Source organism: Corynebacterium capitovis DSM 44611 (assembly GCF_030440535.1).
Taxonomy (GTDB): Bacteria; Actinomycetota; Actinomycetes; order Mycobacteriales; family Mycobacteriaceae; genus Corynebacterium; species Corynebacterium capitovis.
The window spans coordinates 1,777,301-1,801,709 of sequence record NZ_CP047117.1 but is presented as its reverse complement, the minus strand read 5'-3'; the positions used below and the strand labels follow the sequence as shown (position 1 = coordinate 1,801,709).

The 24,409-nt window shown below is 66.4% G+C and carries 18 protein-coding genes; 6 read left to right on the top strand and 12 right to left on the bottom strand.

Going from position 1 to position 24,409, the window contains the following annotated elements; genetic code table 11:
* Window positions 1–8: 8 nt before the first annotated feature.
* Window positions 9–4,748, top strand: coding sequence for a type I polyketide synthase (locus CAPI_RS08770; protein WP_026157228.1), 4,740 nt, complete (start codon window positions 9–11; stop codon window positions 4,746–4,748).
* On the top strand, window positions 4,732–6,273 hold the full coding sequence (locus CAPI_RS08765) for an acyl-CoA carboxylase subunit beta (RefSeq protein WP_018018273.1): 1,542 nt from the start codon (window positions 4,732–4,734) through the stop codon (window positions 6,271–6,273). The genes CAPI_RS08770 and CAPI_RS08765 overlap by 17 nt, the downstream gene beginning before the upstream one ends.
* 264 nt (window positions 6,274–6,537) lie before the next feature.
* On the opposite strand, the gene CAPI_RS08760 is transcribed toward CAPI_RS08765, so the two are convergent.
* Genes CAPI_RS08760 through trmB form a run of 5 tightly spaced genes read right to left on the bottom strand, consistent with a single transcriptional unit; the run spans window position 6,538 to window position 11,727 of the window.
* Window positions 6,538–6,882: a DUF3054 domain-containing protein gene (locus CAPI_RS08760; protein ID WP_018018271.1), complete on the bottom strand. Its 345-nt coding sequence runs from the start codon at window positions 6,880–6,882 to the stop codon at window positions 6,538–6,540.
* Window positions 6,883–6,941: 59 nt separating this feature from the next.
* Window positions 6,942–7,964: a lysylphosphatidylglycerol synthase transmembrane domain-containing protein gene (locus CAPI_RS08755; RefSeq protein ID WP_018018270.1), complete on the bottom strand. Its 1,023-nt coding sequence runs from the start codon at window positions 7,962–7,964 to the stop codon at window positions 6,942–6,944.
* Window positions 7,961–10,261: an MMPL family transporter gene (locus CAPI_RS08750; RefSeq protein WP_018018269.1), complete on the bottom strand. Its 2,301-nt coding sequence runs from the start codon at window positions 10,259–10,261 to the stop codon at window positions 7,961–7,963. The genes CAPI_RS08755 and CAPI_RS08750 overlap by 4 nt, the downstream gene beginning before the upstream one ends.
* A gap of 9 nt (window positions 10,262–10,270) precedes the next feature.
* The gene (locus CAPI_RS08745) at window positions 10,271–10,954 is read right to left on the bottom strand and encodes an NYN domain-containing protein (protein ID WP_018018268.1); all 684 of its coding nucleotides are present in this window, start codon (window positions 10,952–10,954) and stop codon (window positions 10,271–10,273) included.
* 2 nt (window positions 10,955–10,956) lie between these two features.
* On the bottom strand, window positions 10,957–11,727 hold the full coding sequence (gene trmB, locus CAPI_RS08740; RefSeq protein WP_026157226.1) for a tRNA (guanosine(46)-N7)-methyltransferase TrmB: 771 nt from the start codon (window positions 11,725–11,727) through the stop codon (window positions 10,957–10,959).
* A gap of 398 nt (window positions 11,728–12,125) precedes the next feature.
* Here trmB and CAPI_RS08735 point away from each other — a divergent pair, with 398 nt between their 5' ends.
* Window positions 12,126–13,952, top strand: coding sequence for a phosphoenolpyruvate carboxykinase (GTP) (locus CAPI_RS08735; RefSeq protein ID WP_018018266.1), 1,827 nt, complete (start codon window positions 12,126–12,128; stop codon window positions 13,950–13,952).
* Between the two features lie 3 nt (window positions 13,953–13,955).
* Here the strand turns inward: CAPI_RS08735 and CAPI_RS08730 are convergent, their stop codons facing one another.
* Window positions 13,956–14,702, bottom strand: coding sequence for a class I SAM-dependent methyltransferase (locus CAPI_RS08730; protein WP_018018265.1), 747 nt, complete (start codon window positions 14,700–14,702; stop codon window positions 13,956–13,958).
* 5 nt (window positions 14,703–14,707) lie between these two features.
* On the opposite strand from CAPI_RS08730, the gene CAPI_RS08725 reads away from it, so the two are divergent.
* Window positions 14,708–15,775 (top strand): glycosyltransferase family 4 protein, encoded by a 1,068-nt coding sequence (locus CAPI_RS08725; protein ID WP_018018264.1) that lies wholly within the window; start codon window positions 14,708–14,710, stop codon window positions 15,773–15,775.
* Window positions 15,776–15,784: 9 nt separating this feature from the next.
* Here CAPI_RS08725 and CAPI_RS08720 read toward each other — a convergent pair whose 3' ends face one another.
* The 4 genes from CAPI_RS08720 to CAPI_RS08705 all read right to left on the bottom strand — a co-directional run bounded on the left by CAPI_RS08720 (window position 15,785) and on the right by CAPI_RS08705 (window position 18,492).
* The gene (locus tag CAPI_RS08720; RefSeq protein ID WP_018018263.1) at window positions 15,785–16,021 is read right to left on the bottom strand and encodes a three-helix bundle dimerization domain-containing protein; all 237 of its coding nucleotides are present in this window, start codon (window positions 16,019–16,021) and stop codon (window positions 15,785–15,787) included.
* Window positions 16,022–16,035: 14 nt separating this feature from the next.
* A complete protein-coding gene (locus CAPI_RS08715; protein ID WP_018018262.1) occupies window positions 16,036–16,233 on the bottom strand; it encodes a three-helix bundle dimerization domain-containing protein in 198 nt (65 codons plus the stop codon).
* A 125-nt stretch (window positions 16,234–16,358) separates the two neighbouring features.
* Complete coding sequence (locus tag CAPI_RS08710; protein WP_018018261.1) at window positions 16,359–17,744, bottom strand: MmpA family trehalose lipid delivery protein; 1,386 nt, start codon at window positions 17,742–17,744, stop codon at window positions 16,359–16,361.
* Window positions 17,731–18,492 carry a porin PorA family protein gene (locus CAPI_RS08705; RefSeq protein WP_245531664.1) on the bottom strand — a complete coding sequence of 254 codons (762 nt, stop codon included), beginning with the start codon at window positions 18,490–18,492 and terminating at the stop codon, window positions 17,731–17,733. The genes CAPI_RS08710 and CAPI_RS08705 overlap by 14 nt, the downstream gene beginning before the upstream one ends.
* Between CAPI_RS08705 and CAPI_RS08700 the strand changes: the two genes are divergently transcribed.
* Entirely contained in the window at window positions 18,418–19,503 is a 1,086-nt protein-coding gene (locus CAPI_RS08700; protein WP_211205617.1) for an acyltransferase family protein, read from the top strand. The two genes, CAPI_RS08705 and CAPI_RS08700, sit on opposite strands and share 75 nt — an antisense overlap.
* On the opposite strand, the gene CAPI_RS08695 is transcribed toward CAPI_RS08700, so the two are convergent.
* Window positions 19,428–22,430, bottom strand: a complete 3,003-nt coding sequence (locus CAPI_RS08695) for an alpha-(1->3)-arabinofuranosyltransferase domain-containing protein (protein ID WP_245531663.1) — start codon at window positions 22,428–22,430, stop codon at window positions 19,428–19,430. The two genes, CAPI_RS08700 and CAPI_RS08695, sit on opposite strands and share 76 nt — an antisense overlap.
* A 6-nt stretch (window positions 22,431–22,436) precedes the next feature.
* Window positions 22,437–22,634 (bottom strand): DUF2613 domain-containing protein, encoded by a 198-nt coding sequence (locus tag CAPI_RS08690; protein ID WP_018018257.1) that lies wholly within the window; start codon window positions 22,632–22,634, stop codon window positions 22,437–22,439.
* 122 nt (window positions 22,635–22,756) lie between these two features.
* On the opposite strand from CAPI_RS08690, the gene CAPI_RS08685 reads away from it, so the two are divergent.
* Entirely contained in the window at window positions 22,757–24,406 is a 1,650-nt protein-coding gene (locus tag CAPI_RS08685; RefSeq protein WP_040356978.1) for a VanW family protein, read from the top strand.
* Window positions 24,407–24,409 lie beyond the last annotated feature (3 nt).

Here is a 24,409-nt window from a genome sequence, read left to right as displayed (position 1 = left end):
GGATTGCTATGAATGAAAACGAGCTAAGCGAATGGCTGAGGAAATGGGTGGCCGACACGACCGGTGTGGAAATCGGCGAGGTCGACCCGGCGAAGCCGCTCGAATTGTTCGGCTTGTCTTCCCGCGACGCAGTCGTCCTCTCCGGCGAGCTGGAGAGCCTCCTCGGACGTCGCATCGACCCGTCCGTTGCCTACCAATACCCCACGATTGAGGCCATTGCGTCTGCGCTGACGGCCCCGGAGCCCGGGCCGAGGGCGGTGTGGCGTCGACACGCATCTGCGTCCCCTGCAACTCATGACATCGCAATCATCGGTTCTGCCGGCCGCTTTCCTGGGGCGAAGAACAACGATGAATTTTGGCAATTGCTTATCGACGGCACCGTGGCCATCGGCCCCCTGCCCCCCGGTCGCTGGTCCGAATACGACGGTGACGACGTAATCCGGGAGCGACTGTCTCGGACCAACGTCGACGGCGGGTACCTCGCCGACATCGAGTCTTTCGATAACGAGTTTTTCGGTCTGTCGCCGCTTGAAGCGGTTAATATGGACCCGCAGCAGCGCATCATGCTGGAGCTGGCGTGGGAGGCGCTGGAAAACGCGCACATTCCCGCTAACTCGCTGCGCGGGGAGTCGGTGGGCGTGTTCGTCGGCTCCTCGAACAACGACTACGGCATGCTGCTGGCGGGCGACCCCTCGCAGGCCCACCCCTACGCATTAACGGGGGCGGCCAGCTCGATTATCCCGAACCGCATCTCCTATGCGTTCGACTTCCGCGGCCCCTCGCTGAGCGTCGACACCGCCTGCTCTGCGTCGCTCGTATCCGTACACCACGCCGTGCGTGCCCTGCGCGACGGTGAAGCTGACGTTGCCCTCGCCGGCGGTGTGAACGTCATGGCCAGCCCCTTTGGCTCGCTCATGTTCGCGGAGCTGGGGGTCATTTCGCCCACGAGCAAGATCCACGCGTTCTCGAACGACGCCGATGGCATTGTGCGCTCCGAAGCCGCCGGTCTCCTCGTACTGAAGCGGGTGGAAGATGCGATGGCGGATGGGGACACCATTCTTGCCGTTATCAAGGGGTCCGCGACCAACTCGGACGGCCATTCCAATGGCCTCACCGCGCCGAACCCGGATGCGCAGATTGATGTGCTGGAGCGGGCCTACGCCGACGCCGACGTTGACCCGACGCAGGTCGACCTCGTCGAAGCCCACGGCACGGGCACGCTGCTGGGCGACCCGATTGAGGCCAACGCCCTCGGAGCGGTGCTCGGGGCGGGACGAGACAATGCCACCCCGCTGTTGCTCGGCTCGGCGAAGTCCACCGTGGGGCACTCTGAATCCGCGGCGGGCGTGGTCGGGGTGATCAAGGTGCTCGAGGCGCTCAAGCACGACACGATCCCCGCCTCCGCAAACTACGTCGCGCCAAACGAGCACGTTGACTTCGACGCCGCCCACGTCGAGGTTGTGGACGATCCCCGCGAATGGCCGCGTTATTCGGGCCGTCGCATCGCGGGCGTGTCCGGGTTCGGCTTCGGCGGAACAAACGCGCACCTCGTCCTAGCGGATTTCGACGCATCCGAATACGACGCCGCGCCGGCCCCTACTCCCGGGGAGTTGACGGGCGGCTCCGCCGTTGCGCTGCCGGTATCGGGCCACGTGCCCTCCCGCCGGCGTGCCGCGGCCGAAACGCTCGCCTCCTTCCTCCGTGGCCGTCCCGATTCCGATCTCGTGCCGGTTGCCCGCTCGCTGGCTAAGCACAACCACGGCCGCTCCACCGCCGTGGTCCTAGCGGAGAACGTCGAACAGGCGGTCGCTCGCTTGGAACGCGTCGCCGAGGGCAAGGTGGCCCCCGGCATCGCTGTGGCTGATGCGCCCGACGCCCGCGGGCCGGTGTTCGTCTACTCCGGTTTTGGCTCCCAACACCGCCTCATGGCGAAGGAGCTCCTCCGCGTTTCCCCACTCTTCGCCAGCCGGATGGAAGAGCTCGACCAGTACGTCCAGTTCGAGGCCGGGTGGTCGATGCTCGACCTCATCCGCGACGACGAGCAAACGTACGACACCCAGACGGGGCAGGTCACCATCACCGCGATCCAGATCGCGCAGACGGACCTTCTTGCATCGCTGGGCATCACGCCCGCCGCCACGATGGGAATGTCGATGGGGGAGATGGGCGCGGCCTACGGCGCCGGCGGGATCAGCGCACGCGATGCGATCATGATCGCCTGCCACCGTGCCCGCCTGATGAGCGAGGGGGAAGAGTTCGTCGCCGGCACTGACGCTGAGGGTGCGATGGCGGTTGTGGAGCTGGGCCGAGAGGAGCTCGCTGACTTCATCGCCGAGCATCCGGAGGCGCAGGGTGCGGAGCCGGCCGTCTATTCAGGCCCGGGAATGACCACCATCGGCGGCCCCGCCGCGGCGGTCGACATCATCGTGGCCGAGCTGGAAAAGCAGGAAAAGTTTGCCCGCAAGCTCAACGTTCGCGGGGCGGGTCACACGAGCATGCTCGACCCGATCATGGGCGAACTCGGTGCGGAACTCGCTGGCCTCGAACCGCAGCCATTGCGCGTCCCCCTGTTCAGCTCGGTCGACCGGGGGGTGGTCTACCAGCCGGGGCAGATCGTCCATAACGCCGACTACTTCCTGCGCATGACCCGCCAGCCCGTCTACTTCCAAGACGCCACCGAAGCGGCGTTCGCCACGGGGCACACCACCATGGTGGAGATCACCCCGAACCCGGTCGCGCTGATGGGGGTGATGAACACGGCGTTCGCCCTGGGCAAGCCCGACGCGCAGCTCCTCTTCACCACGAAGCGCAAGGTTGACGAGGTCGAGTCACTGGTGGACCTCGCCGCCAAGCTGTACGTCCGTGGCACGCAGGTCGATTTCACCGGCTTCTACGGGCCCGGGAAGGTCATCGAAGCTCCGTCCACCCCGTTCAAGCGCTCGAGATTGTGGACGGACGCGCGCCCGTCGTCGGCGCCCACTGCTTTGCTGGGCTCGAAGGTGTCGCTGCCCGACGGTACCGTCGCCTACTCGGCACGCGCGGACCAGGTTTTCAGCCCGCACCAAGTGCTGGAGGCCGTGGCCTCGGATGTCGCGCCGGGCTCCCGGGTCGTCGCAACGCAGGAACACGCAAGCCTGCCCGCCGACGGTGAGATCACGGTCGTTGCTGCGACCTCGCTCGGCGGCGCATCCATCACGGTGTATGCGGGCCGCGAACTCCTCGTCGAAGGCTTTGCTACCGCGCTCGAGCTGGACGGGCCGAGCCAGGCTGAGCGGGAAGAGCAGGATGAGAAAGACTCCCCAGCTCCGCTTCTCGCCGGTGCCCTCGATGAGCAGGACAAGGCCTCACGCTGGGACCCCGAGACCGAGACCGTGGAGCAGCGCCTCCGCGCGATCGTCTCCGATTCGATGGGCTACGACGTCGCGGACCTGCCCGATGAGCTGCCGCTTCTCGACCTCGGCCTCGATTCTCTGATGGGGATGCGGATTAAAAACCGCGTGGAGAACGACTTCCAGATCCCCCCGCTTCAGGTCCAGGCAATTCGCGACGCCTCTGTGGCCGAGGTCATCCGCATCGTCGAGGATGCCGTCGCCGGACGCGAGGATGCGCCGCAGCCGCTGCCCTACAATTCGGAGACGAGGGACCCGGCTGCCGCTGCGACACCGTCACGTGGTGTGGGCGTTGCCCCCCGCGACGCGGCGGAGCGGGTGGTGTTTGGCACGTGGGCCAAATACGCCGGCGCCGCTGCTGCGGGTGTGACCTCTCCGCTTGACAGCATCACGCCGGAACAGGCGGAGGGCATCGCCACCCACCTGCAGGAACGCTCTGGCGTCGATATCTCCGCGCAGGACGTGTTAAACGCCGAGACGCTGGAACCCCTGGCCAATCTGGTCCGCGAGGGGCTGGAGACGCCCGTTGATGGCAACATTCGCGTGTTCCGGGAGCGGCAAGAGGGCGTCGACAAGCCGAGTGTCTTTGTCTTCCACCCTGCTGGCGGGTCGAGCTCCGTCTACCAGCCGCTCGCGCGGCGCTTGGCGGACGACGTGCCTGTGTACGGTGTCGAGCGACTCGAGGGGAGCCTGGAGGAGAGGGCGCGCGCGTACGTCGATGACATCGAGCGGTTGTCTGCCGGACGCCCCGTTGTTCTTGCCGGTTGGTCCTTTGGCGGCGCGTTGGCCTACGAAGTCGCGCGGTTGCTCGGTGATGGCAAGGTGGCGTTCATCGCCCTGCTGGACACCACTCGGCCGTCCCATCCTGCCCCCGACACGCCGGAGGAGACGAGGCGGCGGTGGGAGCGCTACGAGGCGTTTGCGAAGGACACGTACGGGCTCGACTTCCCGGTGCCCTACGACCTGCTGGAATCTGCGGGTGAGGACGCCGTCTTGAGTGTGCTCGCGGAGTTCCTCGCCACCACTGACGCCTCCGAGCACGGCCTGGCCGCGGGTGTGCTTGAGCACCAGCGCGCGTCGTTTGTGGACAACCGGATCCTGAACAATCTGGATTTCGCGCGGTGGGTGGACGTCCATGCGCCCGTGCTGCTCTTCCGTTCCGAGCGGATGCATGACGGCGCCATCATCCTCGAGCCCGCGTACGCGGACATTGACGAGGACGGCGGCTGGGGCGCTATCGTGGACGATTTGGAGATCGTTCACCTGCCGGGGGATCACCTCGCGGTGGTGGACGAGCCTGCGGTGGGGATCGTGGGTACTCGGATGAACGAATGGATTGACAATGTCGACAGCCTCTAAGCTCGCTGATCTGCGCGCCCGGCTGGAAAAGGCTCAGGACCCGGGGTCGGAGCGCGCCCGCAAGCGCCGCGACGACGCCGGCCAGACCACCCCGCGCGAGCGCATCAACGCCCTCCTCGACGAAGGGACCTTCGTAGAGATTGGCGCCCTGGCCCGCACGCCGGGCGACCCGGATGCGGTCTATTCCGACGGAGTGGTCACCGGGTACGGGCGCATAGACGGCCGACCCGTGGCCATCTATGCCCACGACAAGACCGTCTACGGCGGTTCCGTGGGTGTCACGTTCGGACGCAAGGTGACCGAGGTGATGGACATGGCGATCAAGATCGGGTGCCCCGTCATCGGTATCCAGGACTCCGGCGGCGCCCGCATCCAGGACGCAGTGACCTCGCTGGCGATGTACTCGGAGATCGCGCGCCGCCAGCTGCCCATTTCGGGCCGCTCTCCGCAGATTTCCATCATGCTGGGCAAGTCCGCGGGTGGCGCGGTGTACGCGCCGGTGACCACCGACTTCGTTGTGGCCGTTGACGGCCAGAGCGAGATGTACGTGACTGGTCCGAACGTGATCCGCGAGGTGACGGGCGAGGACATCTCCTCCGCAGAGCTCGGGGGCGCGCGGATCCAGGAGCAGTCGGGCAACGTCCAAGCGGTAGTGGCGACGGAGGAGGAGGCGTTTGAGTACGTGCGCGATCTCCTCGCCCACCTGCCTATCTCGACGTTCGACGAGGCCCCCGTTGCGTGGGCACCTGCGGACGAGGACTTGGACGATACCGAGCTCGATGCGTTCATGCCCGATGACACCAATGCGGGTTACGACATGCGTGATCTTCTCTCCCAGCTCGGCGACGACGACGAGCTCATCGAGATCCAGGCCAACTACGCCGAGAACTTGATCTGCGCGTTTGGGCGCATCGACGGCAAGACGGTCGGGTTCGTAGCCAATAACCCGATGCACTACGCGGGGTGTATTGACGCCGATGCCGCCGACAAGGGCGCCCGCTTCATCCGAACCTGCGACGCTTACAACATCCCGCTTGTCTTCGTCGTGGACACGCCCGGCTACCTTCCGGGCGTCGAACAGGAGCGCCAGGGCTTAATCCACCGCGGCGCGAAGTTCGCCTTCGCGGTGGTGGAGGCCACCGTGCCGAAGGTCTCCCTCATCGTCCGCAAGGCCTATGGCGGTGCGTACGCCGTGATGGGTTCGAAGAACCTCTCCGGGGATATCAACCTGGCCTGGCCGACGGCCCAGATCGCCGTGATGGGCTCGGCCGCGGCCGTGGTGATGATCCAGGGCAAGCAGCTCGCCGCGATCGAGGACCCGGTTCAGCGCGAGGCGATGAAGAAGATGTTTATGGACTTCTACGACGAGAACATGACCTCGCCGTATGTTGCGGCTGAGCGGGGTTACATCGACGCGCTCATCGAGCCATCGCGCACCCGCATCGCTTTACGACGTGCCCTGCGCCAGCTGTCCACCAAGAGCGAGCAGGAGATTCCGAAGAAGCACAGCATCGCGCCGTTGTAACGCGCGGGCGGGTGCCCACCGATGTAGTGGAGAGTACTAGCTTCACCCGCCTTGACCAGAAAGGTTTTTGCGTATGCTTTCCAGCGTCCTCGATATCACCGGCGAAATCTTCAACTACATCGTGTGGTTCTTCGGCGGCCTGTTTTCCCGGGATCCGCTCTACAGCTGGGGATCGAGCTTCCCGCGCTAAGTTAGCGGCCCGCCGCTGGGGCGAATCCCTCACTGGGGTTCGCCCCTTTTTCCTGCCCCGAACCGGGTTCGCTCTTAGCGACGGGAAAGCGCCACCCGAGCTACTCCGCGCCACCCGAGCATGAGCAGCGCTGACATTGACGACGCCACGACAATGAAGGACCAGTGGGGCAGCTTGTCGCGGTACAAGCTCCAAATGACCAAGCCGACGACGAGGGTGATGAGCCAGGTGAGCCAGCCGCGGTCGCGCCGGAAGACGAGCCAGGCGAGGGCGACGCCCGCGGCGAAGGGGAGGAAGGTCTCAACCCAACCCGAGAGGCTGAAGGGCAGCTCCTCGGAGCGGTGCGCGGCGCGGGCGAGGAGGGCGAAGGCAGCCATCGCCGTGAAGTCGGCGGCGATGGCGTAACTTTTCTTGATCATGCCTCGACCTTAGAACACGAGCTGGACATGGGGCCCTAACTGTCGCCCTAACTGTCGCCCTAACTGTCGTAGGAGGGCCGCCCTAGAAGAAATCCCTGCCCTGCGTAGCGCACCCCGTAGACGACCCAGCCGCAGGTTGTAATCAGCGCGAAGGACACAAGGCGGTAGATGAGGGCGGCGGCGGTGGCGTCGACAAGCGTCATGCCCGCGGCGACGAGCGTGCCCGCTGCTGCGGCCTCGACCGTTCCGAGCCCTCCCGGGGTGACCTGAGCAGTGCCGGCGAGCTTGGTCATGAGGTAGGCCAGGGTGACCCCCGCCACCGTTGTGTGGTCGGGCGCGGGGGACAAGCCGGGCGGGCTGCTCGTAACTGCCCACACCGCGAGATAGAGTGTGACAACGTCAATGAGAAGGTTCAGCAGCGAACCTGTCGCGGCTAGGACGTAGGTGTACGCGGGCGGGCGGATGGCCGCTACTTGGTCGACGAGCTTAAGCAGGCTGCCGCGGAAGCGCGCGGGGGCGCGGGAAGCCAGCGAGCGCAGCGGGCCCGGGTGAAGGGCTGCCCACAGCACTGCCCCTGCGGAGCCAAGGGCGATGGCCAGCGAGGTAAGGAGGGACCACACGGACAGGTGGGCGCCCAAGAACACGATCGACGCTACCCCGACTACCACGAGCCACACCGTCGACAGCGCACCGGAGATGACGATGAACCAGCCGCATAGGCCGGGGGAGGCTCCCCACGACCTGTGGACGCGGAAGGTGAGCCACGCGGCGATCGCGGGACCACCAGGGATCGTCGTCGACCAGGCATTCGAGGACAGCGTCAGGGCCAGGCACGGCCCGATCCCGACGATCCGCCCCTCTGCGTTCATCAGCACCTGCATGACACTGGCCATGGCTAGGATCGCCAACAGCGCCGTCGCCACAGACGCGAGAACCGGGCCGGGCGCGGCCGAAAGCAGGGCGCGCCAGGCTCCCCCGAGGAAAGGCAGCTTCTCCCGAAAAAGGAGCAGAGCCACGCACAGGGCGATTAGCGGGGCGAGCCACCTCACCCAGGAGCGCCCTTGCTGCTTAATCAAACTCACTCAATCTCGCGGGGTTTCTGCCGCTGAAGGCGCCTCATGAGCTCGTCAAAGGGGATGAGCTCCGAGTCCTCGGCGACGGTGATGCCGGAGCGAATGTGCCGCGCGTCGGGGACGGCGTCGGCGATTGAGATCTCTCCCGTCCGCGGGTGGGTCTCCGGCGGGGGAGCCACGCTGGGCTCGGAGGTGTCTCCGAGGTGGCGCGAGATCCGCGTCACCCAGCGAGGCGCCCACCAGTTGTCCTCGCGGAGCAGGTGCATGACCGCGGGGACGAGGAGGAGACGGATGATCGTGGCGTCGAGGGCGAGCGAGAAAATCATGCCGAAGGCGATGTACTTCATCATCACGATGTCGCTCATGGCAAACGCAGCTGCGACGACGATCATGATGGCCGCGGCGGCTGTGATGATCCCGCCGGTGTGCGCCGTGCCGTACTTAATTGCCTCGTCGGTTGTCGCGTTCTTCTCCCGCGCCTCGACCATCCGGGAGACGAGGAAGACCTCGTAATCCGTGGAAAGGCCGTACAAAATGGCGACGATGAGCACGAGCACGGGGCTCATGAGTGGCCCGGGCGTGAAGTTGAGCGCCCCGGCCCCCAGCCCGTCGACGAACATGGCGGTGAGGAATCCCAGCGTCGCGCCGATGCCCAGCACGTTCATGATGACCGCCTTGGCCGGCAGAATCAGCGAGCCAAACAGCAAGGCCATGAGGATGAAGGTGGCGACCACCATGTAGAGCGCCATCCACGGCAGCTTTGCCAGCAGGGCCTCGATCGATTCGACCTCCATCGCGGGGGTGCCGGAGACGTAGAGTTCGACGCCCTCGGGGGCTGTGATCGCGCGCATTTGCTTGACGACGTCAGCCCCGCCGTCGCGGTCCGCCAGCGGCGCCGAAAGGATTGTCGTGCCGTTGTGCGTCGGGTGGGACGGGGCGAGAGGCGAGGCGAGGCCCTGGATCTGGCGCGCCTGCACGACGACGTCGACAAGCTGGCTGTTGTCGGCCCCCGTGACGACGAGCTTGACTGGATCGGTGCGGAAAGCGGGGAACGTCTCGTTGAACTCGTCTTGGGCTTGGCGGGTTGCTTGGGTCGGCGGGAGGTAAGACTCGTTGATACCGCCAAAGGTAATGCCGATGATCGGTACAGTCAGCCCGATGAGCAGCACAGACATGCCGGTGACGACGAGACGGGAGTGCGTGATGGACCACTGCGGGATCTTGTACCACGTGCTGGTGGAGGTATCAGCGGTGCCCGGGCGGCGCCGGCGGACCGACCACCTGTCGATGTTGCGGCCCAGCAGGCCGAACAACGACGGGAGCATGGACACCGAGATCAGCGCGGCGAGGACGACGGCGCTGATGGCGCCGTACGCGACCGACTTGAGGAATGCCTGGGGGAACATGAGCAGGCCGGAGAGGGCGACGCCCACCATAAGCGCGGAGAAAAACACCGTCTTGCCGGCCGTGGCGGTGGTTGTGGCCACGGCCTGCTCCACGTCGCGGCCCTTAGCTAGCTCCTCGCGGAAGCGCGAGACCATGAACAGGCCGTAGTCGATGGCCAGCCCGAGGCCGAGCAGCGTGACCACCGATTGTGAAAAGACGTTGACCTGCTGGAACAGAGCCAAAACGGAGAGCGCGGACAGGGAACCGAGGACGGAGAGGAGGCCGACGATGATCGGCATGCCCGCGGCGATCACCCCTCCGAAGACGAAAAGCAAGATCACGGCTACGAAGACCAGGCCAATGCGCTCGGCCCGCGTGATGTCGTTGGCCATTCCGTCGTCTAGGGCATCGGCGACGGCGGTGGAGCCCGCGATCTGGACGGTGGCGCCGTCGGCAAGCGAAAGCTCGTTCAGGGCGGGCTCGATGACGCGGTAGTCCTTCAGGGTTTGCTCGCCGTCGCCCTTTAAGCTGATGGCCGCAAAAGCGCGGGTGCCGTCCTCGCTCACCAGTTGTTTGTTGGGGTTGGCGAAGTAACTGGTGATGTGGTCGATCTGCGCGGGGAAGCGCTGCTGCAGCGCGGAGATCTGCCGGTTCGCCTCGTCGAAGACCGGGCCTTGGGTAACCCCGTCTGGGTCGCTGACTAGGACGATGACGTCGCCTGAGTCGTCTCGTCCAAAGGTCTCCTCCTCGATCCTCGAGGCGGTAGTCGAGTCCGCGCCCGGGTCCTCCCATCCCTCCTGGGACAAGCGGTCCGCCAGCTTGGAACCGAACAGGACCTCCGCCAGGAGGATGACGGCCACAACGACCAAGGGGATGATCCTGCGGAACCGGTAGGCAAAGCGCCCCCACTTGTAGAACAACGGGGCCTCCTAGCGGCTGTCGCGGGTGTTGTGCAGAAGCGCGGAGAGCGGGCGGAACGGCTGGAGCCACGCTCCTTCCTCCGGCAGCTGATCCAGGTTGACCCGCGGGAGAGGCTCGCGGAACACGCCGGGGATGTCCTCGAGGTCGACGAACGTGATGTCCTTCGCCGTCACAGCCCAGGAGGCGTGTTCGTGGAAACCGAGCACGGTGACGGGAACGCCCGCCGCGACAAGCTCCTGAATAGGCTCGAGGAAGTTCTGTCCGTCGGCGGAGGCGACGACGACGCCGCGCAGGACGCCCTCGCTGAAGCGACGGTCGATGTGGGCGAGCATGTCCTTATCGACGTCCGAGTCCTCGTCTGTCTTCGGCTTGGCGAACACGGCAAAACCGACGTTGCGCAGAGCCTCGACCCAGGGGCGGACGACGTCAGCGCCCTGGGCGGAGATGTTGGTGAAAACGGTCGCCTCGGGTTCGACGCGCACACCCAGCTGCGCGGACCGCTCAGCGGCGCGCTCGATGAGCCATCGCCCGATGGCGTCGAATCGCGGGCGATAGACAGCGGTGGGCCGCCCGCCCAGGATGGCGCCAAGACCCATATCAAGGTTGGGCGCGTCCCACACAAGGAGAACACTTTCGGGCCCCGGCGCCGCGCCGGGCGAGTAGGGGTGAGTCATCTCGTGTAAGTCATTCATGGCTACTTCTTTTCCCAGAGGTATTCGCGGATAACATGGTCTTTGTCTAGGCCCTTGCCCTCAAACTTCGTAATGACCTGGCGGTCTGTCAACATGGGAGCCTCGGGCCAAGGCCATCCTTTGTACTCGAGGTGAGGCTCGGCGGTGACGAGCTCGTCGATCCACGCGGCGTAGTCGGAGTGGTCCGTGGCCACGTGGAGGACGCCACCGCGCTTCAGGCGGGAGGCGATGAGGTTGAGCGTGCCCGTCTGAATGATGCGGCGCTTGTGGTGGCGGGCTTTGGGCCACGGGTCGGGGAAGAAGATGCGCACCCCGTCGAGAGAGTCGGGCGCGATCATGCGGGCTAGGACCTCCACGCCGTCGCCGCGTACCATCCGAATATTGTTGATATCCTGGCGAACCACCGCGCCCAGCAGCTTGGCCAGGCCGGGCTTGTACAGCTCAACGGCGATAATGTTCGTGTCCTTCTCGAGCGGTGCCATCGCCGCGGTGGACGTGCCCGTACCGGAACCGATTTCCACGATGGTGGGGTGGCCAGAGCGCCCGAACCAGCTATTCACGTCGATGCACTCGTCGCCGAGCACGCGCCCGAGGCGGGGCCAGTGCTCGTTGAACAGCGCCTCTTGGTTGTCGGTGAGGGTGCCGCGGCGAAATGACACCGAGCCGAGGCGCGGGTAATCCAACCCGGTATCGAAGGTGGTGTGTGGGGGCCGGCCCGCCGGGAGCTCCCCTATCCCCGCTCGCGCATGTTCAGAAAAATCAGGACTATTCATTACGTCAATTGTCCACATGACGTGGGTGAACGCAAGTTTCTTGGGGGAAACTCCGGCCGGTGCACGGCCCCCGAGGCGCGCACCCCTATCTGGGGGTGGCAATCGGTCACGAGCCGCATCCTCCTTGTTGACTTACATTCCCTCGGTCGTCGTCGCAGCGTACGGGGTGAATGGCGCGGGCGTACGCAGGGTGTATCACCCCCTCTAGGGGGTGCGTGACGGCGGGGCGGAGGCGCGAAAACCGTGCCTTTCGTCACTTGATATAACCGAAGGGGGTCTGCCGTTTTCCCTCTTCGTCCAGATAGGATACGTATTCGATAATCTAAAAGGCGACAGATTTTATCTTTCACGAGCCTGCTGGAAATAACCGGTTGGGGACGAACGGGTACAGGAGAGACATGACCACCGCAGTCAAGGGTATGGCGCAGGCCGCGCCGACAGACAATGAACAGCTCATTGCATGGATTAACGAGGCTGTCGAGTTGTTCCAACCCGATCGCGTGGTTTTCGCCGACGGATCCCAGGAGGAGTGGGACCGGCTAGCCGCTGATCTGGTGGCAAAGGGCACGCTGATTAAGCTCAACGAGGAAAAGCGCCCCAACTCCTACCTCGCGCACTCCAACCCCTCAGACGTGGCGCGGGTGGAGTCTCGCACTTTCATCTCCACGCAGCGCCAAGAGGACGCCGGCCCGACGAACAACTGGGTCGCCCCCGATGAGCTGAAGGCCGAGATGCGTAAGCACTTCGAGGGCGCGATGAAGGGTCGCACGATGTACGTCGTGCCGTTTTGCATGGGCCCCATCTCGGACCCGGACCCGAAACTCGGCGTGCAGCTGACCGACTCGGAATACGTGGTGATGTCCATGCGCATCATGACGCGCATGGGTTCCGAGGCCCTGGCGAAGATCACCGGCGACAACTTCGTGCGCTGCATGCACTCGGTGGGTGCGCCGCTTGAGGCGGGCCAGGAAGACGTCGCCTGGCCGTGCAACGACACGAAGTACATCTCTCAGTTCCCCGAAACGAAGGAGATTTGGTCCTACGGTTCCGGGTACGGCGGGAACGCCATCTTGGCCAAGAAGTGCTACGCGCTGCGCATTGCCTCGGTGATGGCTCGCGAAGAGGGCTGGATGGCGGAGCACATGCTCATCCTCAAACTGATCTCGCCGGAGGGCAAGGCCTACCACATCGCCGGGGCGTTCCCATCCGCATGCGGCAAGACGAACCTGGCCATGATTACCCCCACGCTTCCCGGTTGGACCGCCGAGGTCGTGGGCGACGACATCGCGTGGATGCATCTTCACGACGACGGCCTGTACGCCGTCAACCCCGAAAACGGCTTCTTCGGTGTGGCGCCGGGGACGAACTACGCGTCCAACCCCATCGCAATGCGGACGATGGAGCCCGGTAACGCCCTGTTCACCAACGTCGCCCTCACCGACGATGGCGACGTGTGGTGGGAGGGTATGGACGGCGACACGCCGGCCCACCTCATCGACTGGCAGGGCGAGGACTGGGCGCCGGAGTCGGGACGCAAGGCCGCGCACCCGAACTCGCGCTACTGCGTGCCGATCGAGCAGTGCCCGACCGCGGCACCTGAGTTCAACGACCCGAAGGGTGTGAAGATCGACGCGATCCTCTTCGGCGGTCGCCGGCCGGACACTGTTCCGCTGGTCACCCAGGCTTTCGACTGGGAGCACGGCACGATGATTGGCGCGATGCTTTCCTCGGGCCAGACCGCGGCATCGCACGAAGCAACCGTCGGCGCGCTGCGTCATGACCCGATGGCCATGTTGCCGTTCATGGGTTACGCGGTGGGCGATTACTTCCGCCACTGGATCGACATGGGCATCAAGGGCGGCGACCGCATGCCTTCGATCTTCCTGGTCAACTGGTTCCGTCGCGGTGAGGACGGGCGCTTCCTGTGGCCGGGCTTCGGGGAGAACTCCCGCGTCTTGAAGTGGATCGTCGACCGGATCGAGGGTCGCGTGGGTGCGCACGACACCGTCGCCGGGCACACTGCGCGCCCCGAGGACCTTGACCTCACCGGTTTGGACACGCCTGCCGAAGACGTGCGCGAGGCACTCAGCGCAGATCCGGAGCTGTGGTCCCGCGATCTCGCGGACGCCCGCGCGTACTTGAACAGCTTGGGGGAGCGCATCCCCGAGGAAATCTTTGCGCAGCTCGACCGCCTGGGTGAACGTATCGAGGCAGCGCGCAGCTAGCTCTCACGCGCGGAGGACGACCACCAGGTTCGAAACCGCGAACTCCCGCAGGACCGGCACCCGCGTGAGCCACCAGGCCCACGCGGGGTGGTAACGGGGAAACGCGGTGACCATCAGCCCGGTTTCCTTGGCCCACGCGAGGCCGTCGGACGCGGAGACGTCGAAAAGCGAGGTGCCCCAGACGTTTTTCGGCTCGCGTCCGTGCTTCCTCGCGTATCGACGCCGCGCGAACTCCCCGCCCACGTAGTGAGGCCACAGGCCGGTTTCATGCCCTCCGAACGGGCCCAGCCACACGGTGTAGGACACCACGACAAGCCCGCCCGGTTTGGCCACGCGGATCATTTCGGCCCCCATCTTTCGCCAATCGGGGATGTGTTCTGCGACGTTAGAGGAGTAGACCACGTCGAAGGAGTCGTTAGCGAAGGGCAATGCGGTGCCATCTCCGCGGACCGCGCCATAGCCACTCAGCCCGGCTACCGACAGTTCCGAGACGCTGGGTTCAAGCCCGACGTACCACGCGCCGTGACGGGCGAACTCGTCAGCGAAGTAGCCGGGCCCGCCCCCGACATCGAGAACGCGCGCTCCCCGCAGGGAGGCTGGGGTGAGGTCGCGCGAGAGGGCGTCGAGAAGAGATGCCGTGTCTGCGGCAAGACCCCCGTAGAACACCGCCGGGCGGTACTGCTCGTAGGGGAAAGAGCGCAGCAGGCGCAGCGAGCGGCGGAGCGTGGCCATGCGGCGGGTACGGTACATGATCTATGAAGATACTTTTGCTCTGCTGGCGCGATACGACCCACCCGCAGGGCGGGGGCTCCGAACGCTACCTGGAGCGCGTGGGGGAGTATGTGGCGGCGCAGGGCCACGAGGTGGTGTACCGCAGCGCATCGCACACGGATGCGCCGCGCCGGACCAAGCGGGCGGGGATGGTGTGCGAGCGCGCTGGGGGAAAGTATGGTGTGTACCTTCTCGCGCCGCTGGCGGTGCTGCGCCACAGGCCGGACGTGATCGTTGATACCCAGAACGGGGTGCCTTTTTTTGCGCGCCTCTACGCGGGGCTGGTGGGGGCGAGAACAATTCTTCTGACGCACCACTGTCACAAGGAGCAATGGCCGGTCGCGGGCCCAATCATCGGCCGGCTGGGTTGGTTCCTCGAGTCGCGCGTGGCGCCGCGGGTGTACCGCGGCGCACCGTACGTCACCGTGTCGGAGGCGTCGAAGGCGGACCTAGTAGCGCTTGGTGTCCGCCCGGACGACATCACCATCATTGAAAATGGGGTCGATCCGGTCCCCGATGCGCTGCCTGAGTTGCCGCCCGACGATTTCACGCACGTTGCCACCCTCTCGCGCTTGGTGCCCCACAAACGCATTGAGCAGGCGATCGACGCGGTCGCTGATCTAGACGGCGTCGTCCTCGACGTCCTCGGCGGGGGGTGGTGGGAGGACAAGCTCCGGGAATACGCTGCCCCGCTGGGGGACAAGGTCATTTTCCACGGCCACGTCAACGACGCGTACAAGCACGCCGTCCTCGCCCGCGCCTGTCTGCACCTCATGCCCAGCCAGAAGGAGGGGTGGGGTATTGCGGTGATCGAGGCCGCCCAGCACGCGGTTCCAACCATCGGCTACGCCAGCGCCGGAGGCCTGCGCGATTCTATTGAGGACGGCGTTACCGGCAGGCTCGTTCGAGACGAAGCCGAATTCCGAGAGGCGACGAGGGCACTGCTTGCCGACGCCACCGCGCGCTCCATCCTCGGAGCGGAGGCGCAACGGCGTGCGTCCCGTTTCTCCTGGGAAGAAACGGGACGACGGTTTAGCGAGCAGCTGTCCTAGGCGCGAGCCTTAGAGAGAGCCCCCCCGTAGGCGGTTGAGCATCGCGGCCTCGACGAGGATGGGAACGAAGTCGTCCACCGCCGCCCGCCTGCGGTGCGTGGCCAGCTCGTTGTGGAACGTGTCGCTGATCTTCTTGGCGCTGTAGCGGTCCGACCAGTTACTGATGAGGTCCTCGCGGATGTTGCGCAGGGCACGTTCGCGAATGATGCTGAAATCGATCTTGTTCTTGTTCTTGGTGTTTGTCATTGTGTTCTCCAGTCTCAGCGGGCGAGCCGCTCGTTGGTTTCCGCCTCTGCGAGCACCGGAATGAAGTCGGTGACGGTGGCGGCCTTGACGTGCCGGGCGACGACCTCGTTGAAGATCGTTTCCACCTCGTCGGCGGGATAGGTTCCGCGCCACTTGGAGACGAGGTCGCGACGCACGTTGTCCAAAGCGTGGTCAGTAATTGCGTGTGTCATGGTTGCGCACCTCCTTAGGTAACCTCGTGTTCATCTGGCGTTAACTTTAGAGGCTAAGGGGCGTTCCGCACAAGCTCCCTTAAGGTGGGAACGGGCCATTAATTGATAATCGCCAACTAAATCGCTTAAACGCGCAGCTTAGAGCGTCTATAACAATTCGATAACGATGCGAATATGGGCGTGAAAAGCCACAAAGCCAGGAGGGATACACCGACTACCGGCAGGCCGCGAGCAGGCGCGCCGGTCTCCCATACGGTTAAATCAGGGTAAACGACAACCCCAACGCCCACACCGCGAAGCGCCTCCACGTCGCGATCATGAACGGCCCGCGACGCCGCCTCCCACCGGGGTGACGGGGGGTCGACGACGGTGGCGTCGACACGCAGCTGCCCGGACTCGACGACGTTCATGACCTTGGGGGCGGGGTCCACAACGACGACCCCGTCCGTGCGGCGGGCGAGGGAGGGGCGGTCAACGAAGAAGACGTCGCGACCCGCGTCGTCGACCGCTGGGACCTGCACAGAAACGGGGCGCAGGGCGGAGACGGCGAGCGGGGCGTCGGGGACCTGGAGCAGCGCGCAGGCCAGCGCGGCGCCAGCCACCCGCGAGGACAGCGCCCCTGCCGCGGACACCATCGCCGGGATGGCCAGCATGACCCACTTGTGCCCATCGCGCAGCAACCCCCCGCCAGGAAGGCCCTGCACCGCCCACGCCAACGCGCCGGACCAAGAGAGGATGGCCAGCGCGAAACCGAGAGCGGCGAGGGCGTGGAGGCGACGCGGAACTGCCCGCCACCCGAGGGCGAGCAGGGCGAACAAAACGACTCCGAACAGGGCGAATCCCGCTGCGCGAGAGGGCGGGACGGCGTCGGCATTCCAGATCCCGCCGAGGCCGAGCAGCGCCCCCAATGTCCCCACGCTCACCTCGGCGCGGGGGCCAAAGGCCGCTGCGGATGCCTCCGAGGCGGTGCCACCGCCCGCTAGAGCGCCCGCGACCACCCAGGGCAGACACAGTAGCGCGGCCACGATCACCTGTGCCCACGACCGCGAGAACAGCAGCGAAGCTATCGCCCCAGTCGGCGTGAGCGACGCTGCCCACCGGGCAGCCCACGAACCCGATACAGCGATCCAGGGGAGCAACCACGCTGCGATAACGAGAGACCATTGGCCCTGCAGTAGGCGCTCCACGACGAAGGGGTTCCACACCGCCACCGTCATCGCGGCGGCGCGACCAAACGCCGACTCTGACGCGCGCCACCCCGCCCACGCTGCGCACGCAGCGGCGGACACCACGAGAAGGCGCACCGCAAGAACCGGAAAGGGGACCAACCCCAGCAGAGCATCCTGGGGGACATTACGCGCCGGGAGGTCCCCGAAACCGAGCGCGGCGCGGGTGAGAGCCATGTCCGGCAGCACCATCATGTCGCGCAGCGCGAACGCCTCGCCCGGCAGAAAGAAGGGCCACGTCAGCGCCAGGACGACAACGAGCCCCCAGGCTCTAGCGGCGCGCAAAGGCGACCGCCAAGCCAACAAGCGTCAGGACCGCGACAAAGCGCGTCCCCCAGGCCAGCACCTGCAGGACGCGAAGGATGGCAACCTCGTCCCGCGCCGCGTCGAGGGCCTCTACCCGCGATTGCTCGGACAGGCGGAAAAAGCCCTCTGCGAGGCCACCGGCGACCGTCCACGTCTCGTCGAGGACACGCCCGGTGCGCCGCTCAAGGTCGAAGATGCGCTCGGCGTGGTAATCGCCGTCGTCGATAACCGCGCGGTACTTGTACGTCTCCAACCCCCCAACGCTTCCCATCCCGGCGTAATCCAGCGGGACCGCCGACAAGGAGAACGGGTCGGAATACGGGTAGCTGCGCCGTTCCGGGCGGTAGGGGAAGAAGTAGGTCAACCCTCCGCGGTCGCGAACCGGGAACGCGCTGGAACGGTTCGCGGTGTAGGAATCGCGGTACTCGTTGCCGTCGAGAAGAATGCGCGTGTCCACGGTGACCTCTTTGCGGCTTTGGCCCGGCCCGAGGATAGTCTCGCGGGTGAGCTCGACGGGCCCGTCGTAGGTTACGGACTCGGTGCCAGACGTGGGGAGTGTGCGCTGGGCTGCGATGATGAAGGGCGCGGGAAGGTTGAGGAGGAAGCAGAGCAGGAGGACCGCACCTGCCCGCTTGACTCCTACAATGAACACATCAGAAACAATAACGTACTGCCGGAACTCGAGGGCCTGCGCGCTGTCGCGGCGCTGGGCATCCTTGTCACGCACGTTTCTTTCCAGACGGGCACGTACTCGCCCATCCTCGAGCGCTTCGACTACTTCGTCGCCGTGTTCTACGCCCTCTCGGCGTTTCTGCTCGCGCGCGGCACGCCCCGGCCGGGCTACTACTCGCGCCGCTTAGCGCGTATCGCCCCCGCGTACGCCGTGTGCGTGTGCGTTGTGGCCCTTACGCTGCCAGAGCTTTCGCTTCTCGACGCCCCCACGTTCCTGGCGAACCTCTTCCTCCTTCAGATTTACGTCCCAGACGGGCTCATCGCCGGCCTAACGCAGATGTGGTCTTTGTGCGTTGAGGTGGCGTTTTACCTGGTTCTCCCGCTCTACCTCAGAGTGCCCGCGCGGTCGCGGTGGGTCCTCCTGGCGGTGCTGGTGCCGCTGTCGTGCGCGTGGCCCTGGCTGGTCGATTCCGTCACCTGGGTCAATATGCAGATCTGGCCCCCCACGTACGTCCCCTGGTTTGCCGTTGGCCTTGCCGCGGCGGAGTTGGAGCGCCGCGGCGCGGTGTGGCGCTGGCCACGATGGCCCGTCGCGGCGCTGTTCGTGCCACTGGCCTGGCTGGGTGGCGTGGCCGGACCCGTCGGACTTACGCACCCCAGCCCCCTCGAGCTCAACGTGCGCGTCCTCATCGGATCGGCGTTTGCGGCCGTGCTGGTGGTGCCGTTCGCGCTGGGCCCGCGCGCTGACGGGGTGCTGGCGTCCCGTGCGATGACGCACCTCGGCCGGTGGTCCTACTCGATCTTCCTGTGGCACGTGGCGGTGCTGTCCTTCGCCTTCCCGGTACTGGGCATCCCCGTCTTCTCGGGGGGATTTTTCGCGGTGCTGGTCTTTACGGCCGCGGCGAGCATCGCCGTCGCGTACGTGTCCTACGAGTTTGTCGAGGTCCCCGGCGCGCGGCTGCTCCGCCGCCTGCTGGATCGGGGCACGGCCTACTCGTCTGGGAACGCGAGCGCCGCCACCGCCGCGCACCCCGCGACCAGCATGAGCGCGGACCCGCCGGCGTAGTTCTCCCCGGGCCAGGGCGCGCGGGCGAGCCACAGCCCCATGAAGACGGCGAGGCCCCCGGACAAAGCCCAGCTGGGGATCAGTGTGTACCGGCGTACCGCCCACACCGCGGTGGCCGCCAGTGCTCCGGGGGCCAGTGCGGGGGCTAGTGCGGGGGTCAGGCCCACCGCTACCGCCGCGACGATGGGCGAGGCCATCACGCGGGAAGCACCCGCGAGCTCGGGGGAATGTGGAGGTGCGGGGGGCTGACGCCGCCACGCAGCCCACACGCACACCGCCAGCGCCAACGCGGAGACCGCGCCGCCGCACGCTAAGCTGAGCCGGTACGGGCGGTCGCCGGCAAAGGTCATCGTGAACGTTCCGCTGAGGCCGGCGGGGACGCGGAATGCCTGGGCGCCGGCGTCGATAAGCTCGGGCTCGAGCTCGACGCCTCCGATGTGTGCGCGGAGGCCCTCGTTGTAGGCGCGGGTGGTCACGATCGTGCGCTCCTCGTCCCGCGCCTCCAGGGTGCCGCCGAAGCTTTTCCAGCGCGCGTCGGGCACGTCGGTGCTGGATATGAGGAGGGTCTCGGCGTCGGTGAGGATCTCGTGGGTGCCCGCCTGAAGGGACACCGAGCCCTCGACCCGTTCGCCGTCGACGGTGGCGGGGTGGCTGAAACGCCAGGTGGCCGCCTCCGCCGTGGTGAAGCGGCGCTGAAGAATGTCCGTGGCCGGGAACATCCGCTGGAAGAAGTACGTGTCGGCGGTGCCGGGCACCTCGACGATGCGGTGCGCCCCCGTCTCCAGGTCCGTGATTCCCACGCGCTGCGTGAGGGTGATGCGCACTGTCGGCCCGCCCACCGAAATGGTGCGCGGCTCGCCCCCGACGAGGGAGACATCCTCCACGGAATCGCCCGAGCTCACGCTCATCGTCGTGTCCTCTGTAGCGGTGATCGTCACCCGTCCGTCGGTGACGCTGGATTCGATCCACCCCCGGGTATCGCCGGGTGCGGGCCACCACGCGGTGTCGGCGAGCCCGTCGAAAGCGGCGGTGAGCGACGCCGCAGGATGTGCGCCGCCGAAGGCGGTCGCATCGGCGGCGGAGCTCGATGCCCGCGTGGACCCGTCCTGCGTCACGCCGACGCGGGTGCCAGCCGAGGGGTAATCCTTCAGGCGGTTGCGTACGTCGGCGCCCTCGGTTTCATCGTGCAGCTGGGCGGAAAGCGGGGAGTCGAGCGTGCCGTAGTTGCGGGCGGCCAGCGCTGGGGTGTCGGTGACGATGTCCGCATCACCGGAGCCAACGCGCGCCGGGAAGTAGCCCAACTCCCGGTAGAGCAGGGGCAGCACCTCGCCTCCACCGTCGACACGCACTGGCTCGTCGCTGGTGATCATCATGCCGCGGTTCACGTCGCGGGCGTAGATATCAACGTCGCCGAAATTGACGGTCGGCTCGCCGAGGTCGGGGGTGGTGGGGTCGGACGCCAGGTCGTGTCGCACCACCACGACGCCGACCCCGATAGAGCGCAACGCCTCCCAATCCAGCGCCGCGACCTGGCCGTCGAGGCCGCGGATCGCCTCCGGGTTCACAAGCGGAACCGCGTCGCGCACCGCGAAGGGCACGTGGCTGACGGCCTGGATCGGCTCGTCCCGGGTCCACCCCCACGTCTGACGGGCGAACGACGCCGCCGGGACGACCAGCGTGCGCGTCTGCGCGGCGTTGGCGTCGAGCCACTGACCTGCGGCGATCCAGTCGGGAGAAACCTCGGTCCACGTCCCCTCCGGCAGCAGGCGTAATGACCACGCCGGGGCGAGGGAGACAACGACCACGAGCAGCGCGCCAACAAGGGCGGGGGTGCGTCCGCGCCTTCGCAGCTTCTCGACGGCCCAGCCAGCGCCCAGGCACAGGGGAAGCCGGACCGCCGGATCCAATTTGTGCAGGTTGCGAAAGGGGGCGAGGGGGCCGTCGAGAAGCGAGGTGGCAAAGTGCGCCCCGCAGAGGACGAGGAACCCGGTGCTGAGCAGAACCACGCAGAAGGTGCGCCCCGGCATGTCGCGGCGCGCGAGGCCGGCGAACCCGAGGGCGGCAACGAAGGAGGTGGCCAGGATGAAGACGGGTTCAGAAACGAGCACGAAGCCGGCGGCGCGTTCCGTGTCAACGAAGGGCGACCAACTCGTCGTGCCGCGCAGCACCTCGGCGGGGTTGAGCCAGTGGGTGGTAACGAAGGCGGACTCGATGAACTCCGTGAACGGGGGCGAATACCGGCCCACGACGAGCAGCGGTCCGATCCACCACGCGCTGACCAGGACAGTCCCGCCGCACCACGCGGCGAGGCGCGCCCAGGAACGGCGCGTGAGCAGGAGGACAAACGCGGGGACGCAGGCCAAGATCGTCGCCGTGGCGTTGACGGCGCCCATCAGCGCGATGGGGATGAGCGAGGCCGCGACCTGCGGCGTGCGCTGCATCAACGGGATGAGCGTCCACGGGACGAGCGCCACCGGCCACGCCTCGGAGGAGATGGCGGTGAGCGTGGTCAGGATGCGGGGGCTGAGGGCGTAGAGCGCCGCTGCGGTCATCGCGGGGCCGCCGGGGCCGATGCCCATGCGGCGCGCGAGGATGAGCATGCCGGAAAAGGCCAGGCCCATGAGCAGGGTCCACCACAGCCGCTGCGTGACCCAGTCCGGGAGCGGGAGCAGGAAGAACGGGCCCTGGGGGAAGAAATAACCGTAGGCCTGGTTTTGAATTTGACCCAGCGTGAAGCGGTCGGTGTACGCGCTTGCCGCCTGGGCCAGGAAGCCAGCCGGGTTCTGCGTCAGGTCAAACTTGGTGTCGGCGCTGACACGCCCCGGGGATTGGAGGAACGCAAGCGTGGCAAGCACCACCCACCCGACCCAGTGGGCGGCCGACCCGCTGGCAGCCCAGCGGCGGGCGGGCACGGGCGGTACAGGCACGAGCGGTTACTGGCGGGAACCGTACTCCGGGCCGCCCAGCACGGCCTGGTCGGCGGGTACGGCGTTGCCGGAGGGCACGGTGTTCTGCCCCGAGAACGACGCCACGCCCAAGATCCCCACAGTACCCAGCACGATACCCACGACAATGCTGGCCAGCAGCGGGGACACCGCGCGGCGCAGCTGCGCCCGGCTTTCGATTGGCATGGGCAAAAGTGTAGCAGCGAGCAATCCGCGCGGCCTCTATCTGGGCAGTTGGGGCGTTGTCCACTACCTTTAGATGAGTGACTACCCTCAAGTCTTCTTCCTCCTCCACGGGCGGCCGCGGCATGAGCGCCGGAAAGGTCGTCGCGGGTGCGGTGCTGGGCCTGCTCGCGGTCGTCCTCGCGATCTACCTCGCGGACGTGGCCTTGAACCGCGGAAGCGTGCCGCGGGGGACGTCGGTAGGCGGGGTGTCGATTGGCGGGATGGTCCCGGATGAGGCAGTGAGCACGCTCGAGCGCGAGCTGGGTAGCACCGCCAGCTCACCCGTAACCGTCACAGCGGGGACGAAGACCGCGACGGTCGTGCCCGCCCAGGCAGGCTTGGGCATTGACTGGCGCGCGACCGTCGACAAGGCGGGCGAGGAATCGCTCAACCCCTTCACCCGCCTCGCAGGGCTCCTGCGCTCCCACGAGGTAGATATCGTCTCCACCGTCGATGAGACTGCGCTTAGCCCCCAGCTTGAGCGGCTGCAGGCTGAGCTTTTCAGCTCGCCTATCGACGGCTCCGTGACCATCGCCAACGGCTCCCCCCAGGTGACCGACCCGGTGCTCGGGCAGCAGGTGTCCGTGGCCTCGCTGAAAGATGAGCTGACGGCGGGCTGGCTCAACCCCAGCGGGGTGAAGGTGGAACCGGAGGACGTCGAACCGGCAATCAATAAGGACGCCATGGACGCCGCGTTGAGCGGGCCGGTGAAGGCTGCGCTGTCCGGGCCGCTGACGTTGCGGGGGCGGGGCGCGGAGGCCGTCATCGCGAAGGAGCAGATTGGTGATGTGGTTCAGTTCCCCAACGTAGACGGCCACATCACGCCACGCGTGGACCACGCGCGGGCCCAGGAGCTCTTCGCGGAGCAGCTGAGCGGCACCGAGACACAGATGCAGAATGCTCGTGTGCTCTCCGGTGGCGGGGTTCAGCCGAGCGTGGATGGGTCCGTCGTCGACTGGGATAAGGCGTTGGCCGACCTCGATGCGCGTGTCCTCGGCACCGCCGAGCGGGCGTGGGACGCCGAGTACAAGGCCGTTCCCGCTGCCTATACAACGGAGCAGGCGCGAAGCGCCACCTTCAACGACGTCGTCGGCACGTTCACCACCGGCGGCTTCAGCTCCGCGTCGGGCACCAACATCCGGCTGGTTGCCAACACGGTCAACGGCGCGATCGTCAACCCTGGTGAGACCTTCTCCCTGAACGGCTACACCGGGCCCCGCGGCACCGCGCAAGGTTACATCGAATCCGGCATCATCCTGGACGGCCATTCCGATACCGCGGTGGGCGGCGGCATTTCGCAGTTTGCCACCACGCTTTACAACGCTTCGTACTTCGCCGGCATGATCGACGTGGCGCACACCGCGCATTCCTATTACATCTCCCGCTACCCGGCCGGGCGCGAAGCCACGGTGTACGAAGGTGCCATCGACCTACAGTTCCGCAACGATTCTCCTTACCCGGTCAGGATTGTCGCCAGCGCGGACAGCTCACAGGTCACCGTCAATCTCATGGGCGTGAAGACGTACAGCGTCGAGTCCATCAACGGGGGCCGCTGGGCCCAAACCGAGCCGCGCTCGCAGACCCTGTCGGGTTCAACCTGCTCGCCCTCCGGTGGGGCACCAGGCTTCACGACGTCCGATACCCGCGTCATCTCCGACCTCGCGGGCAACGTCATCTCCCGGGAAACTCAGACGACCGTCTACGACCCGCAGCCGATCATTCGCTGCAGCTAGCCT